17 protein-coding genes are annotated in these 13,490 nt (G+C 63.5%); 1 reads left to right on the top strand and 16 read right to left on the bottom strand.

Going from position 1 to position 13,490, the window contains the following annotated elements; all coding sequences use genetic code 11:
• Window positions 1-4 precede the first annotated feature (4 nt).
• Window positions 5-403 (top strand): META domain-containing protein, encoded by a 399-nt coding sequence (locus ACN0SW_RS06285; RefSeq protein ID WP_417727060.1) that lies wholly within the window; start codon window positions 5-7, stop codon window positions 401-403.
• A 32-nt stretch (window positions 404-435) separates the two neighbouring features.
• Here the strand turns inward: ACN0SW_RS06285 and ACN0SW_RS06280 are convergent, their stop codons facing one another.
• The 16 genes from ACN0SW_RS06280 to fliF form a co-directional block, all read right to left on the bottom strand.
• Window positions 436-1,044: a response regulator gene (locus ACN0SW_RS06280; RefSeq protein ID WP_417727059.1), complete on the bottom strand. Its 609-nt coding sequence runs from the start codon at window positions 1,042-1,044 to the stop codon at window positions 436-438.
• A 200-nt stretch (window positions 1,045-1,244) separates the two neighbouring features.
• Window positions 1,245-1,433, bottom strand: coding sequence for a hypothetical protein (locus ACN0SW_RS06275; RefSeq protein WP_417727058.1), 189 nt, complete (start codon window positions 1,431-1,433; stop codon window positions 1,245-1,247).
• Complete coding sequence (locus ACN0SW_RS06270) at window positions 1,430-2,584, bottom strand: EscU/YscU/HrcU family type III secretion system export apparatus switch protein (RefSeq protein WP_417727057.1); 1,155 nt, start codon at window positions 2,582-2,584, stop codon at window positions 1,430-1,432. Before ACN0SW_RS06270 ends, ACN0SW_RS06275 begins: the two co-directional genes overlap by 4 nt.
• The gene (fliR, locus tag ACN0SW_RS06265; protein ID WP_417727056.1) at window positions 2,577-3,398 is read right to left on the bottom strand and encodes a flagellar biosynthetic protein FliR; all 822 of its coding nucleotides are present in this window, start codon (window positions 3,396-3,398) and stop codon (window positions 2,577-2,579) included. The genes ACN0SW_RS06270 and fliR overlap by 8 nt, the downstream gene beginning before the upstream one ends.
• A 1-nt stretch (window position 3,399) precedes the next feature.
• The gene (gene fliQ, locus ACN0SW_RS06260; RefSeq protein WP_417727055.1) at window positions 3,400-3,666 is read right to left on the bottom strand and encodes a flagellar biosynthesis protein FliQ; all 267 of its coding nucleotides are present in this window, start codon (window positions 3,664-3,666) and stop codon (window positions 3,400-3,402) included.
• A gap of 3 nt (window positions 3,667-3,669) precedes the next feature.
• A complete protein-coding gene (gene fliP / locus ACN0SW_RS06255) occupies window positions 3,670-4,410 on the bottom strand; it encodes a flagellar type III secretion system pore protein FliP (protein WP_417727054.1) in 741 nt (246 codons plus the stop codon).
• Window positions 4,407-4,685, bottom strand: coding sequence for a hypothetical protein (locus ACN0SW_RS06250; RefSeq protein WP_417727053.1), 279 nt, complete (start codon window positions 4,683-4,685; stop codon window positions 4,407-4,409). The genes fliP and ACN0SW_RS06250 overlap by 4 nt, the downstream gene beginning before the upstream one ends.
• A gap of 68 nt (window positions 4,686-4,753) precedes the next feature.
• Window positions 4,754-5,032 carry a flagellar motor switch protein FliN gene (gene fliN / locus ACN0SW_RS06245; RefSeq protein WP_417727199.1) on the bottom strand — a complete coding sequence of 93 codons (279 nt, stop codon included), beginning with the start codon at window positions 5,030-5,032 and terminating at the stop codon, window positions 4,754-4,756.
• A gap of 53 nt (window positions 5,033-5,085) precedes the next feature.
• Window positions 5,086-6,063 (bottom strand): flagellar motor switch protein FliM, encoded by a 978-nt coding sequence (gene fliM / locus ACN0SW_RS06240; RefSeq protein WP_417727052.1) that lies wholly within the window; start codon window positions 6,061-6,063, stop codon window positions 5,086-5,088.
• Between the two features lie 8 nt (window positions 6,064-6,071).
• Window positions 6,072-6,641, bottom strand: a complete 570-nt coding sequence (locus tag ACN0SW_RS06235; protein WP_417727051.1) for a flagellar basal body-associated FliL family protein — start codon at window positions 6,639-6,641, stop codon at window positions 6,072-6,074.
• 8 nt (window positions 6,642-6,649) lie between these two features.
• On the bottom strand, window positions 6,650-8,032 hold the full coding sequence (locus ACN0SW_RS06230) for a flagellar hook-length control protein FliK (protein ID WP_417727050.1): 1,383 nt from the start codon (window positions 8,030-8,032) through the stop codon (window positions 6,650-6,652).
• Between the two features lie 171 nt (window positions 8,033-8,203).
• The gene (locus tag ACN0SW_RS06225; protein WP_417727049.1) at window positions 8,204-8,620 is read right to left on the bottom strand and encodes a hypothetical protein; all 417 of its coding nucleotides are present in this window, start codon (window positions 8,618-8,620) and stop codon (window positions 8,204-8,206) included.
• The gene (locus tag ACN0SW_RS06220; RefSeq protein ID WP_417727048.1) at window positions 8,617-9,951 is read right to left on the bottom strand and encodes a FliI/YscN family ATPase; all 1,335 of its coding nucleotides are present in this window, start codon (window positions 9,949-9,951) and stop codon (window positions 8,617-8,619) included. Before ACN0SW_RS06220 ends, ACN0SW_RS06225 begins: the two co-directional genes overlap by 4 nt.
• On the bottom strand, window positions 9,948-10,742 hold the full coding sequence (locus tag ACN0SW_RS06215; RefSeq protein WP_417727047.1) for a FliH/SctL family protein: 795 nt from the start codon (window positions 10,740-10,742) through the stop codon (window positions 9,948-9,950). Before ACN0SW_RS06215 ends, ACN0SW_RS06220 begins: the two co-directional genes overlap by 4 nt.
• A 4-nt stretch (window positions 10,743-10,746) precedes the next feature.
• On the bottom strand, window positions 10,747-11,781 hold the full coding sequence (gene fliG, locus ACN0SW_RS06210) for a flagellar motor switch protein FliG (protein ID WP_417727046.1): 1,035 nt from the start codon (window positions 11,779-11,781) through the stop codon (window positions 10,747-10,749).
• The gene (gene fliF / locus ACN0SW_RS06205; RefSeq protein ID WP_417727045.1) at window positions 11,778-13,469 is read right to left on the bottom strand and encodes a flagellar basal-body MS-ring/collar protein FliF; all 1,692 of its coding nucleotides are present in this window, start codon (window positions 13,467-13,469) and stop codon (window positions 11,778-11,780) included. The genes fliG and fliF overlap by 4 nt, the downstream gene beginning before the upstream one ends.
• Window positions 13,470-13,490: the final 21 nt, after the last annotated feature.

Here is a 13,490-nt window from a genome sequence, read left to right as displayed (position 1 = left end):
GCGGATGCGGCTGGCCCTAGCGGTCATGGCCCTGTCGATGCTGGGCTATTGCAAGGATGAGACCGTCACCGGACATGGCGGGGCTGATGTAATCTGGCGGCTCAAGAGCATTGATGGTGTGGCGTTTGCGGCGCAGGCCACGCTGAGCCTTCCGGATGAGGGTGCATTGACCGGAACGGCCCCCTGCAACAGCTATTCCGGGCGACAGACCGCACCCTATCCGTGGTTTTCAGCCGAAGCTGTCACCGTCACCAAGAGGGCCTGTCCGGAATTGGAGGCTGAGGCGCGGTATCTGCGGGCCCTGAGTGACATGACATTGGTCGAGGTCATGGGCGATATCCTGATCCTGTCCAATGACGCAGGCCGCGAGATGGTGTTTCACGCGGGCTCACTGACGGACTAGCATCCTGTGCGTTGGCTTTGGCCGGGCCGCGCTCAGATCAGCGCGCGTTCTCGGCTGATCATCGCGGCATGGGCGCGGTTTCGGGCCCCCAGTTTTTTGCAGATCGAGCGCATGTGCATTTTGACCGTGACCTCGTTGGTGCTCATGTCACGCGCGATTTCCTTGTTGGTCAGGCCATCGGCTGCGAGGCGCAGTACGAACAACTCTTTTTCCGACAGGTCGTGATCGTGGCTGGATTTGTCGAGGCTGGGTGTCCCTGCATCCATCGGCACAAAGGTTTGTCCCGACATGATCAGTTGCAACACGCTGTTGAGGGATTGCAGTGGCATGGTTTTGGGGATCAGCCCCTTGCAGCCAAGTTCCAGCGCGCTTTGCAGGAAATGCCGGTCTACCATGCCTGTAAACAGCACCACCTTGGCCGGGGCGGATTTTTCGATAACGCTCTTGACGCTGGCGAGGCCGACCATGCCGGGCATCTTGAGATCAAGAAGCACGATGTCGATATCGGAATGCTCTGCCAGCAGGCTGAGAATGCCATCATAAGAATCGGTGGTGATCGCCACGTTGCCGGGCTGCGCGTTGAGCATGTTGCCCACGGCCTCGGCCAGAAGGTTATGGTCATCTGCAAGTAGAATTTTCATAGACATTGCCTGGGTTGTCCTGCGCTATATTTTCAATCTCGGCCTAGTGACACTACCCCAGCCCTGCACACCGTAAACCTAATCCATTTGATAGCTATTCTTGGGTGAAGTTCAATAGTTTCGGTGCGGCTGGGGGGGAATCCTTTGGCAACTGTTGCGATTTATTCGGGGAAGGGGGCGAAATATAGGGGTGGTGTGGTCTAACTACGGTCGAACTGTCGGGCGATCAGGTGGCGTGCGGCGCCCAGAAGGCAGGCCACGGCACACAGGATGAGCAGCACGGCCTTGGGTTGTGGAGCCTCTAGCGCGGTGCCCAGCGACCACAGGCCCACACCGATGAAACAGAGGGTCGAGATCATCTCTCCGGTTGAGCGGCGGCGGTGTGTCATTGGGTTCTCCATTTGAGGGGGCGACCGAATTCGTCGAGGGTAAGATCGGGTGGCAGATCCACATCGGGCATCGGGGCGGGCTGCCCCTGTTCCAGTCGCCAGACATGGGCGAGGATCACAGCCACGGCGGAAAAGAGAGCGTCGGGGATTTCGCGGCCGATTGCGCCGGTAAAGTAAAGCGCACGGGCCAATGGCGGCACCTGAAGTGTGGTCACGCCTGCGCGGCGGCCCCGGCGGATCACGTCCTTTGCCATCGGCCCCTTGCCCATGGCAAGGATGCGCGGCGCGGAATCGGTGCCCGGCTCATAGCGCAGGGCCACGGCGAAATGCGTGGGGTTGGTGATGATGGCGGTGGCCAGTGGCACATCGGCCAGCGCCTTGCGTTCCGAGGCGCGGCGCGAGGCCTGCATCTGGCGACGGCGCATCGCCCCTTTTTGCTCGGGCGAGCCTTCGGATTCCTTGGATTCGTCTTTGATGTCCTGCCGCGACATGCGCATTGATTTGGTGTTGGAGTGGATCTGCCAGCCCAGATCGAGCGCGGCAATCCCCACGAGGCCGATCAGCAGCCCGCCCAGAACCCGCAGCATCGCCGTGCCAAAGAGCACCATCGCATCACCAGTGGCAAGGGAGGATGACCTTTCGAGCGCGGGCAGCAGAGGTTTAAGCATCAGCACGCCTGCCGTCAGCAAGAGCGTGACCTTGAGCACGGCCTTGAGCAGATCAACAAGCGATTTCATTGAGGCCATGCGCCCAAGCCCGGTCATCGGGTTGATTTTTTCAGGCTTGAAGCCGAGCGCCTTGGGGGCGAAGTTGAGCCCGCCCATGGCGCCTTGCGCGACCAGAACGGCGGCGAGCAGCGACAGGCCAAACCCCGGCCCGGCCGCAAGCATCCAGAGCATCATGCTGCGCGTGCGCTCGAACATCATGGCGTCCAGCGATTGCGCCCCGTCGAAGACCAGCCCCTGTGCCCAGACCCCCGTCAGGCCCGGCAACGCCCATTGCCCGGCGCTCAGGACGAGCGCGCCCATGCCCATCGTGACCAGCACGAAGACTTCGGTCGAGGTGGTGATCCGGCCTTCTTCGCGCGCCTCTTGGCGGCGTTTCGGGGTTGGTTCCTCGGTTTTTTCCTGTCCGTCGTCTGCGTCAGCCATTGGGTAATCCGTTCAACATCTGCAAGAGATGCTGCAAGGCTTGTGCCACCCGTTCCGAAAGGGCGGGGCCAAGGCTGGTGACAGTGAGAAAAAGCAACAGCAGCGTTGCTGTCATGGTCAGTGGAAAGCCAAAGGCGAAGATATTGAGCGAGGGCGCGGAGCGGGTGATCACGCCGATCACCATGTTCAGCAGCAAGAGCACCGACACGACCGGCATCATCAATTGCGCCGCATTGAGAAACATGGCGGTTGTGGCGGTCATGCCTGCATCCAAAAGCACAGTGCCGTTGATCGGCGTGCCGATTGGAATGAAGCGGTAACTGTCGAGGATGAGGCGAATGGCGGTGAGATGACCATCCTCGGTGACAAAGATCGCGAGCAAGAGCAGCGTGAAGAATTGCCCGATCACCGGCGATTGCGTGCCGGTGGAGGGATCGACCTGTGCCGCGAGACCGAGACCGGCGGTATTGGCGATGCGGTCCCCGGCCATGACCGCCGCAGCAAAGAGGATTTGCAGCACCATCCCGGCCGAAAGCCCGATCGCCAGTTCCCGCATCGCAAAGACAACACTTGAGAGCGAGGCGAGCGTATCGGGGTCCGGGATCGGAACCTGTCCCATAAGCGGGACCGTGAGGCAAACCGAGATGATGATGCGCACCGGCAACGAGATAAAGCGTGCCGCAAACAGCGGTGCCGAGAGGACAAAGGCCCCGATGCGCAGCATGGCAAAGAGAAATTGCAGTGCCAGCCCCGTCAGCTGTGTCAGTTCCAGACCTGGCAGGCCAGTGGCGGAGGGGGCGAAATCCGGCAGCATCTTAGTGCATCGTCGCGATGGTGTCGAACACATGCAGGAAGTAATCGGACATCGTGCTGAGCATGAATCCCGACATCAGCCCCATGGTCAGGATCACGATGGCCATTTTGGGCACGAAGCTGAGCGTGGATTCGTTGATCGAGGTGGCCGCCTGAAGGATGCCGATGACAAGACCCACGGCGAGCGCCACCAGCAATACCGGTCCCGCCGTCAGCAGGATATTCCAGTAGGCCATGCGCAGATGTTCTATGTTGGCGTCGAAATCCATGGCTCAGAGCGCCCCTTGAAAGCTGGAGGCGAGCGAGCCCATGGTCAGCGCCCAACCATCGACCAGCACGAACAACAACAGTTTGAACGGCAGTGATACGATCATCGGCGAGAGCATCATCATGCCGAGCGCCATCAAGATCGAGGCAATCACCATGTCGATCACCAGAAACGGCAGGAAGAGCAAAAAACCGATCTGGAAGGCGGTTTTGAGTTCCGAGGTGATATAGGCGGGCAAGAGCACTGCGACCGGCACCTCGGCATCGCTGGCATAGGGCGCATCACTTGCCAGTTCAGAGAACATCAGCAGGTCATTTTGCCGGGTATTGGCGAGCATGAAGCCTGACAGTTTGTCCCAAGCGCCGCGAATGGCCAGATCCGGGGCCATCTGGCCGTCGAGATAGGGGCTGAGCGAGGTCTCGTAGATATCTGTCAGAACCGGTTGCATGACGAAGAACGACAAAAAGAGCGCAATGGCGATCAGCACCTGATTGGGGGGTGTCTGTTGGGTGCCCATGGCCTGACGCAGGATCGACAGGACAATGATGATGCGGGTAAAGGCGGTCATGCCCAGCACCAGCGACGGCAGCACCGTGAGCGCCGTCATCAGCGCGAGGATTTGCAACGAAAGCGAATAGGTGGTGCCGCCCTCATCCGAGAGGGTGATTGCAGGCAGGCCCTGTTGCGCCAGCACCGGCGCGGGCAGCAAGAGGACAAAGGTCAAAAGCGCAGCGAGGCGGATCATGCTGCGTCCTCCGTCACGGGGGCCGGTGACAGGAGGGTGAGGGCCGTGCCGGATTTGCGGCTCATCACCACCAGCACGGTTTGTCCCTGGGCGCGCAACAAAACGGCGCGGCTGTCGCCGCCCAAGTTGAGGGTTTCGGCCAACTCAAGGCTGCGGCCTGCGCCAAGCCGGGCCGCAAGCGGTGCGCGGTTGAGGCGGATAGCGGCCCAGATAAGGACGAGAAGGCCCAGAAAGCCCGCCAGGGTCAGGATGCGCTCGGGGGTCAGCAGTTCCACGTGGGTCTCTCCTGCAAGGGATGGTTGATCCAATCCCTGCAGGTTTCGTGCCACGCGGTGCGGTGGGGTCAGACGGTTTCGATGCGCTGTTTCGGATCGACGATATCGCCAAAGCGGATGCCGAATTTCTCACCGACGACGACCACCTCGCCCTTGGCGATGGGGGTGCCATTGACCAGAATGTCGAGCGGATCGCCCGCCATGCGGTCCAGTTCGACCACCGAGCCTTCGTTGAGGCGCAAGAGATCTTGCAGGGTGATCTGGGTGTTGCCCACTTCGACGGTCATGCTGACGCGGACATTGGCCAGAAGGCCCAGATCCACATTGTGCGGCTCCATGTCGGGCATATCGTTCGTCGTGCTGTCGGGGGTTTGGTCGATCATTGGAGATCTCCTTGGGATCAGGGTTTTATGCGGCGGGACAGCGAGAGAGCGGCGCGCCCGTTCTGGGCACCCGGTTCGGCGTCAAAGAGCGGCGTGCCCTCGACCAGCAATTGCGGACGCGGAGCCAGATCGACCGGCACCACCCGTCCGGGGCGCAATCCTGTGAGCGCACTGAGCGGCACGTTGGGTTCGGCCAGACGCGCCGTGACATTCAGCGGCACCGCCATCACCGCCTCGCGCAGGCGGCTGCGCCAGCGCAGATCGTCCGCAACCTGATCCGACTGCATCCGGGAGCGCAGCCGGGCCGCGATGGGTTTGAGCGCCTGAAGCGGGTAAATGAGGTCGAGCGTGGCGGGGTCGGCCTCGGGCAATTGGATGATGAAGGAGCAGCAAACCACCTTTTCTTCGCTTTCGACGAAGGTGGCGAATTGCAGATTGTCCTCATGCACCGGGCTGGCAAAGGTCAGCGGCACGAGATCGCGCCATGCCGCTTCGAGAGCGCGGTAGATGCCCTTGGTCACGATCTCGATCACCCGGCTCTCGCTGGCGGTGAATTCTGCGCGCCCGTTCGTCAGATAGGCGATATTGCCGCCGTAATAGGCATTCGTCAGCAACGAGACGAAATTGGGTGGGAGCATGATAAGCTGATTGCTGCGCAGTGCGTCGACGCGGGCCGTTGTCAGGCTTACGAAATTCTCAAGTTCATCGCAGTAATGCGTAAAGCTCTTGACCTCGGGGGGGAAGGCCGAGATGCGCGGGTGCATGCGCAGGAAGGGCAGAAACACCGGCCGTGCCAGACGGCAAAACCGTTCGTTGACCATGCGCAGCCCGTGGTAATCGCCCATGATCGACAGGTTGTCGGAGCCGAACTTGTAGCGCTTGACGCTTTCCGTTCCGTGGCTCTGCTCTTTCTCCATGTCGAGCAGGCCATCGACGAGGGCCGCAACTTCGTTGGAGCTGAGCTTGTGGGTGGCGTTGGTGGTGGAACGGGCCATGGTGGAACCTATTGCAGAACGAAGGAGGGAAAGAACACGCTTTCGATCCCGCCAAAGCCCTCGAGCGTTTCGAGGCGGGTGTTGATTGCGGTTTTGAGCGCGTCGGCCAGCGCTTCTCGGCCTGCGGTGCCCTCGACATCCTCTTCGCTAAAACCAGAGATGACCGCCAGCATGTCCGAGCGCAGCGCCATGGCATGGGTTTCCACATGAGCGATGACGCTTTCGTCATATTGAGTGGAGACCCCGACGCCGATCTGAAGGAACCGGCGAGAGCCCTTGAGATTGGTGGTCAGCGGATCGGGGAATTCGTGGTAACGGGTCTCAAAGGCGGTGGTTTCCGACTTTTCCCGGGGGATGCGTTTGGGGCCGGTTTCCGTGTCTGCATCGGCTATGGCTGTTTCCAGCTCGATCAGGCGCAGCACCTCTTGCGACGGCGAGAGCCGCCCGCCTGATACATAGAACCCAGCCCCAAAGCCGCCACCGCCCAGCAGGAGTGCGAACAGCAGCCACATTAGAATTTTCTTTAGGAATCTACCCTTGGGGCGGGCGTCGAGATCGGGGAGTGCAGCATCGGTCATGGGAAACCTCAGGCGATCAGGTCAATGGAAGAGAGCGAGGAACGGCGCGGGGCCGTGGTCTGGGTCGGGGCCGCATCTGGTTCGGATGCGGCGGTGTTTATGCCGGAGTCGGCCGCAGGCTGGCCGCCGTTGCGGGGGTTGGCATCGCCGCCAGAGGTGCCGGAGCCCCCCATCGTGCCGGTTGATTGATTGCCCATCTCCAGCCCGGCGCGGGCCATGGCCTCGGCCAGACGGGGGTGTGCCTCGGCGATGGCGCGGGCGGCCTCGGGGGTTTCGGTGACGATGTGGACATGGGTCAGACCATCCTGCATCTCCAGCCGGATTTGCAGGGTGCCCAGCCGTTCCGGCGTGAGGGTAATGGTCATGGCGTCGATGTCGCCAACGGTGCTGTGACGAATGTCCTGCACCATCTGTTCGGGCCAAGAGGGCGCCGAAAAGTCGAGAGGCTGAGACAAAGAGGGCGTCATCGCTGTGGCAAGGGCAGCGGTGCTGGTTGCGGGCTGCGGCAGGACGGTTGCACTGGCAAGCCCGGACCCGAGAGCGGCCGGGCTGACATCGGCTGGCATGGGCGCGTCGGGCGCGATCACCGCCGGTTCTGGTGCGGATGATGCTGTGGCGATGGGGGCCTCTGCAGAGGTCAGCGGCTGTTGTGGCGTGGTCCCGGGCGTGAGGGGGGCCGCGATTGGCAGCGCCACGGGCGAGAGGGCCGGGGCCGGGGCCGGGGCTTCGGGCAGGGTGGAGAGATCTGAGTTTTCGTCTGTGGCTGCGATGTCCGGCGAGGATTTCGGATCAAGTCTGCTGCGCGCGGTGTCGCGCGGTGCCGATTGGACCTGCGTTGGCAGGGACGCGGACGCGCCCTCGTTCATGCGTGCGTCTGTGCCTGCGTCTGTGCCTGCGCCTGTGTCTGTGTCTGTGCCTGTGGCGGTGTCCGTGCCTGTGGCTGCGGGCGCGATTTGGTCGTCGTGTGTTCCCTCGGCGGCGCGTTCCTCTTTGGTCTGAGGCTCGGCTTGTTCCGCGATCTGCCCGGGGATCTGGCCCGCATCCTGCGGTTCGACAAGACGGTCGTTTTCGGGAGCGGTTGTGGTGGGTTGCGCGGTCAGAGCCTCACCCTGAGCGGTGATCTGGGGGCCGTCCTGAGGCATGCTCTGCGCGCTGATATCAACGGCGCTTTGAGGCGAGAGTTGGGATGCGATCACCGGGCTTTGCGCGGGGGGAGAGAGTGCCGCTTGTTGAGCGATCAGGCTCTTGTCCGGGGTGGCTGTCTGGGCCGCGTCAAAAAGTGCGGTAAAGTCCTGAGCGGGCGCGATTGGGGTTTGAGCAAGCGTTGGCGCGGCGCGGCTGGGGGCCGGGCCTGTGTTGGCTGGGGTGGTGGTCGATGCCAAGGCGAACATGCAGGGGCGCTCCGTTGAAGTCAGGTGTGAAGCTGCAAGGTCTGTGCCAAGCAGGGCGTCTGTTGACCTTGTGCGGACTCTGTGCCGCAGGCATCGAACCGCTGGCTCAGGGCACGGCGCATCGCCCGCGGCGCAAGCCCCGCGAGAGGCGTGTCGCCAAACGTCTTGTGCCTACCGCGTCCGGCGCGGGAGGGTGGTGTTTTCCTGCGCGTCTGCGCGCGCCGAAAGCAGGGCGCGGCGGCTTTGGTCGGCGCGATCATTCAGGATCTGCTGGCGGCGTTGGTGCTGCGAGAAATCCTGTTCCAAGGCCACGCGCTGCTCTTTGGTGCGGGCCATTTGGCTGCGGGTCGATTCAAGCTGTTGCACGAGGGTACGGCCCATGAAATGCACGGTGCTGAGCTGGCCGGTGGTCATCGGTTGGGCCGGGGCCTGCGCGGTCTGATCCAGCATCTGGCCCAGACGGTCGGCCATGTCGAATTCCTGCATCTCACGGTTGCGCAAAGAGCCAAGCTGCATCGACAAATGCCCCAGTTCGCGGTTTTCCTGACGGGCCATCAGCGACAGGATACGGTGTTGGCGCGCGCTCATGCGGCACCACCTGTCAGCGCGCAGAGGGCTGCAATGCTGTCGTCGAGGCTGGCGGGTTCGTCCATCTCTTGGCGGATAAATGCCTCAATCCTGGGCCAGAGGGCTACGGCCTCGTCCAGCGTTGCGTCCTGACCGGGGGAATAGGCACCCATGAGCATCATGTCGCGGTTCTCCATGTAAAGGGCAATGAGGCGGCGCAGGCGAAGTGCGGCCGCGTGGTGCGGTTTCTCGGCGATATCCTTCATCACCCGGCTGACCGATTGGGTGAGGTCGATGGCGGGATAGATGCCCATCTGCGCCTGATTGCGGGACAGGACGAAATGCCCGTCGAGAATGGCGCGGGCGGTGTCCACCACGGGATCGTTGGTGGTGTCGTCGCCATCGGCCAGAATGGTATAAAAGGCGGTGATGCTGCCCTGACCGGGCAGGCCGGGACCGGCACGCTCGATCAGGCCAGGGATCATCGAGATCACCGAGGGGGTATAGCCCTTGGCGGTGGGCTGTTCGCCAAGCGCCAGACCGATTTCGCGGCGGGCATGGGCCACGCGTGTGAGGCTGTCCATGATCAGCATGACCTGTTTGCCCTGATCGCGGAAATATTCGGCAATTGCGGTGGCGCGATGCGCCGCGCGCAGGCGCAGGAGGGGCGAGCGGTCGGCGGGCACGGCCACGACGCAGGTTTTGTTGCGGTTCTCGCCGGTCATCACCTTGGAGACGAAATCGCCCACTTCGCGGGCGCGTTCCCCGATCAGCCCGACGACGATCACATCGGCCGAGGTGTAGCGGGTCATCATCTCGATCAGCACGGATTTGCCCACGCCAGACCCTGCGATGATGCCGACGCGCTGGCCGCGCCCGACGGTGAGGGCGGCGTTGATCACACGCACGCCGACATCGAGCGGGGCATCGACTGGCTGTCGCGCGAGCGGGTTTTGTTCGCGACCCGAGAGCGGGCGGGTTTCCGGGCAATCGGGGGCGGCGAGACCATCAAGCGGTACGCCTTCGGCATCAAGAACACGTCCGAGCAGCGCCGGGCCCATTGCGGCACTATGGCCACCGCGCAGTTTGTGGACGGTGCAGCCATGGGTGATGCGTGCGCCGGGCTGGTCGAGAAACAGCAGGTTGCGGCCATTGGCAAAGCCCACGATTTCGCCGGTGGCGCCCTTGCCGTCCTCGGTCTCGATCCGGCAGAGGGTGCCGGGGCTGGCTGGGAAGCCCGCGCATTCCAGAATGAGCCCGTCATAGCGCAGCACCTGACCGGAATAGCCGGGGGCTGGGATAGCGGCCATGGTTTCGGTGGCCTGCGTCAGGCGACTGAGAAGATCGGTCATGCCAGCCCCCCGTCGCGTTCGGCGATCACGTCGGAAAAGGTGATATCCTCCATGCGGATGCGCAGATCGCCGCGCCCCAGCGTGGTATCGGGTGAAAGCCGCCCCTTGGCCAGCGGGCTGAAGTCCTTGATATGCGGCTTGATCGCCATGAGATCGGCGGGGTTCATCAGCACGACAGTGGTTTCGGCCCCTTCTGCGATCTGGTGGGTGATCTTTTCGATCCGGCGCAGAAACGGGCGCGGAGCCTCGTCGATTTTCTGCCCGGCGCGTTGGGTCGCCAGTTGGCGCACGGCGCGTTCGAGTTTAGCGGTCAGATCCGCCAGACGCTCGTGTTCGGCGCTGGTGAGGCGGGTCAGGGTCGCGGCAAAGATGTCGCGCGCCTCGATGATTTCTTGAGCTGCGGTTGCGCGGGCCTCTTCGAAGGCCTCGGCGCGGGCTGTGGCGCGGGCGGTCTCGATCTCTTGCATTGCCGCCGCGTGGCCTTCGGCCCATGCGGCGCGGCGCTCGGCCTCGATGTCGAGGGTGGCGGGCGGCGGAGCGGGGGTAAAGGTGGCGGCGGGTGCGACCGGTTCGGGCGTTGTCTCGACGATCTCGGGCGCGGGGTCTGGTCTGGGGGTGTCGAGGGGGCGCACCACCGGATGCGGGGCAAATCCGCTCTCGGTCTGTGTTATGGGGATGGCCGTGTCGCGGCGCTGGAATTGCTGTGAGGAACGGCGCACCAGAGCCAGAAGGTCTTCGGGGGTCAGCGCGGCTGTTTCGGGGGAATGATCAGAGGCGGGCATGGCGCTCATTGTCTCAGACCATCTTTTCGCCGCCGCGTCCGGCGAGCGTTATCTTGCCCTCATCCGACAGGCGGCGGGCGATGGTGATGACCTGTTTCTGGGCCTCTTGCACCTGACTCAGGCGGACCGGGCCCATCGCTTCCATTTCGTCCATGATATTGGCGGCGGCGCGCTGTGAGATGCAGCTCAGGAGCTTGTCGCGAAGGGACGGGTTGGCACCTTTGAGGGCCAGAACCAACATTTCGCTCTCGACTTCGCGGAGCACGGTTTGCAGGGCGCGTTCGTCGGATTTGATCAGGTAGTCGAACACGAAGAGATTGTCCTGAATGTCCTCGGAGAGCGTTTTGTCATCCTTGCGGATGTCCTTCATGATCCGCTCTTCCATGTCCTGACGGGTGAAGTTCATGATCCGCGCGGCGGCCTTGATCCCACCGATCTGCGAGGCGCGCAGGGTGGTGTTTGCCCTGAATTTGGCGCGCATGACCTCTTCGAGGTCGCGCAGCGCCTCGGGCTGAACGGTGTTGAGCGTGGCGATACGGCGGATGATTTCGGGCTGCGCCTCGGGCGGCAGCAGCTTGAGCACCTCGGCACCTTGGGCATAATCCAGCGAAGCGATGACCAGCGCCATGATCTGTGGGTGTTCATCCTGAATGAGCTCGGCCACGGCAGAGGGGTCCATCCAGTCGAGAATCTCGATCGGGCGTTCGCTGTTGGTGGGTACGATACGCGAGAGCACGGATTGCGCCTTGTGCGCGCCAAGCGCCTGATCAAGCACTTGCCGCACATAGTTGCCCGCGCCAATGCCCAGCCCGGTCTGGTTGCTGACCAGCCCCAGAAATTCGTTGAGCACGGCATCGACGGTGTCGTGATCCACGCCCTGCACGGTGAACATGGCCTCGCCCAGAACCTGCACTTCGGAGGGGGAGAGGGCGCGCAGGATCTGTGCGGCGGTGTCTTCGCCAAAGACCATCATCAGGATGGCGGCCTTTTGCACCGGGGTCAGATCCGCGCCGGGGCGGCTGGAGGGGGAGGGCAGCGCGAGGGTCATGGCCGGTCCCCATTGGTTGGGGCGATCATGGATTTGAAGACGCCGGCGATGCGGTTGGTTTCGGATCCGGCCATCTGCCGCAGGAGGTCGATCTTTTCCTCATAGGTGATTGCGCCGTTGAGATCCTCGGCATTCGGGGCTGCGGTTTCAAGGCGTTGGCGCAGGGCCGACAGGCTCTCGCCGCGGGGAACCTCAATGGCGTCGCCATAGGTCATGCCGGTTGCCGCCGTGGCACCGACCGGCGGCAGAAGCCGGTTCAGAAGCGGGCGCACCACGCCCAGCACGATGATGCCAAAGAGCGCCAGTTGCGCAAAGGTGCGGCCCAGAGTGGGCAGCCATGCCGCGTCATACCAGTGATCGGCAGGTATCATGGAGGGGGTCACGACAAAAGGAGCGCTGGCGACGGTGACAATATCGCCGCGGGTGTCGTCAAAGCCGATTGCAGACCGGGTCAGCGCCTCGATTTCCTCAAGCGGAACGGCGTCGGGGGTTGCTGTCGCGGTATCGCCCTCGGTGGGGAGAGGTGCGGGCAGGCGGTGCAGCAGCACGGCGGCATGCACCCGGTTTATGCGTGCAGTCTGGGGCTGGCGGGTCTCGACGCGGCGGCTGACCTCGTAATTGCGGGTCGATGAGGTGGAGCTGTTGGTTGTGCCGCTCTTGCCCGCCTGGGTGGTGGCCTCGACCAGTTTTGCCTCGGTCGGGGGGGTGTTTGACACGGCGCCGGGCACGCCGCCCGCGCTTGATCCGCCGGTTTGCTGGCTGCTGCTTTGCTCGCTGCGCAGAGCGGTATCCGGCAGGTATTCTTCGCTGGTGATCTCGGAGCGGGTGAACTCCATGTCGACCGTCACCTCGACGGCGGCATTGCCCACACCCACGATAGGGGTCAAGAGCGCCAGAACGCGATCCCTGTAGACGGTTTCCAGTCGGCGCTGGTGCTGCATCTGGCGATCGGCCTCGGCCTGTACCGGGTCCTCTTCGGGGCTGGTGAGAAGCGCGCCGGTCTGGTCCACGACCGAGACATTGCTGCGTGGCATGTCGGGCACGGCGGCGGCGACGAGGCTGACGATGGCGCGCACCTGCGCCTGATCGAGGGGCATGCCGGGGGCCAGTTCAAGAAACACCGAGGCGCGGGGCGGCTGGCTGTCGCGGACAAAGGCGCTGCGTTCAGGCAGGGCCAGATGCACGCGGGCGGCGCGCACCGGGCGCAATTCCTGAATCGAGCGGGCGAGGTCGAGTTCCTGCATCCGGCGCAGGCGGGCGGCTTCGATCTGGCGCGAGGTGCCCATGGGCATTTCGTCGATGGCGGTCATGCCGTCGGTCGCGCCTTGCGGCAGGCCTTGGGTTGCCAAGAGCATGCGCGCGCTGTGAAACTGGTCGGCGGCCACGGTCAGCGCGCCGGAGGAGGGATCAAGGTTGGCGTCAATCCCGGCGGCGGTCAGGGCGTCAAGGGCACGGGATTTCTCGGCCTCGGGCAGGCCGGCCTGTAGGGTTACGCGGTCGGCGGGGGCGAGCAGCAGCCAGGCGGCCAGACCGAGCGTCACGACAAAGAGCACGCCGATGGCGGGCAGGGCGCGGCGCAGGGCGGGCTGAGCGATAAAGCCATCCATGCCCGAAAGCGCGAGACGCGCCCGCTGAGCCAGCGAGGTGGCGCCAGCTTGTGCCGGGAGGGTGCTTTGCGTTCCGTCCATTGTAGGTCTTTCCGTATTTCT

The sequence above is a fragment of the Roseovarius sp. genome (assembly GCF_048262375.1).
Classification (GTDB): Bacteria; Pseudomonadota; Alphaproteobacteria; order Rhodobacterales; family Rhodobacteraceae; genus Roseovarius.
Note: the sequence above shows the minus strand (reverse complement) of the source record. Positions and strands in the feature narration are given on the sequence as shown.

What these genes read in the sequence shown, in the direction of transcription:
- ACN0SW_RS06285 (WP_417727060.1), top strand. Translation starts at nt 5, where the DNA reads ATGCGGCTGGCCCTAGCGGTCATGGCCCTGTCGATGCTGGGCTATTGC.
- ACN0SW_RS06280 (WP_417727059.1), bottom strand. Translation starts at nt 1,044, where the DNA reads ATGAAAATTCTACTTGCAGATGACCATAACCTTCTGGCCGAGGCCGTG.
- ACN0SW_RS06275 (WP_417727058.1), bottom strand. Translation starts at nt 1,433, where the DNA reads ATGACACACCGCCGCCGCTCAACCGGAGAGATGATCTCGACCCTCTGT.
- ACN0SW_RS06270 (WP_417727057.1), bottom strand. Translation starts at nt 2,584, where the DNA reads ATGGCTGACGCAGACGACGGACAGGAAAAAACCGAGGAACCAACCCCG.
- fliR (WP_417727056.1), bottom strand. Translation starts at nt 3,398, where the DNA reads ATGCTGCCGGATTTCGCCCCCTCCGCCACTGGCCTGCCAGGTCTGGAA.
- fliQ (WP_417727055.1), bottom strand. Translation starts at nt 3,666, where the DNA reads ATGGATTTCGACGCCAACATAGAACATCTGCGCATGGCCTACTGGAAT.
- fliP (WP_417727054.1), bottom strand. Translation starts at nt 4,410, where the DNA reads ATGATCCGCCTCGCTGCGCTTTTGACCTTTGTCCTCTTGCTGCCCGCG.
- fliN (WP_417727199.1), bottom strand. Translation starts at nt 5,032, where the DNA reads ATGCCCGACATGGAGCCGCACAATGTGGATCTGGGCCTTCTGGCCAAT.
- fliM (WP_417727052.1), bottom strand. Translation starts at nt 6,063, where the DNA reads ATGGCCCGTTCCACCACCAACGCCACCCACAAGCTCAGCTCCAACGAA.
- ACN0SW_RS06235 (WP_417727051.1), bottom strand. Translation starts at nt 6,641, where the DNA reads ATGACCGATGCTGCACTCCCCGATCTCGACGCCCGCCCCAAGGGTAGA.
- ACN0SW_RS06230 (WP_417727050.1), bottom strand. Translation starts at nt 8,032, where the DNA reads ATGTTCGCCTTGGCATCGACCACCACCCCAGCCAACACAGGCCCGGCC.
- ACN0SW_RS06225 (WP_417727049.1), bottom strand. Translation starts at nt 8,620, where the DNA reads ATGAGCGCGCGCCAACACCGTATCCTGTCGCTGATGGCCCGTCAGGAA.
- ACN0SW_RS06220 (WP_417727048.1), bottom strand. Translation starts at nt 9,951, where the DNA reads ATGACCGATCTTCTCAGTCGCCTGACGCAGGCCACCGAAACCATGGCC.
- ACN0SW_RS06215 (WP_417727047.1), bottom strand. Translation starts at nt 10,742, where the DNA reads ATGAGCGCCATGCCCGCCTCTGATCATTCCCCCGAAACAGCCGCGCTG.
- fliG (WP_417727046.1), bottom strand. Translation starts at nt 11,781, where the DNA reads ATGACCCTCGCGCTGCCCTCCCCCTCCAGCCGCCCCGGCGCGGATCTG.
- fliF (WP_417727045.1), bottom strand. Translation starts at nt 13,469, where the DNA reads ATGGACGGAACGCAAAGCACCCTCCCGGCACAAGCTGGCGCCACCTCG.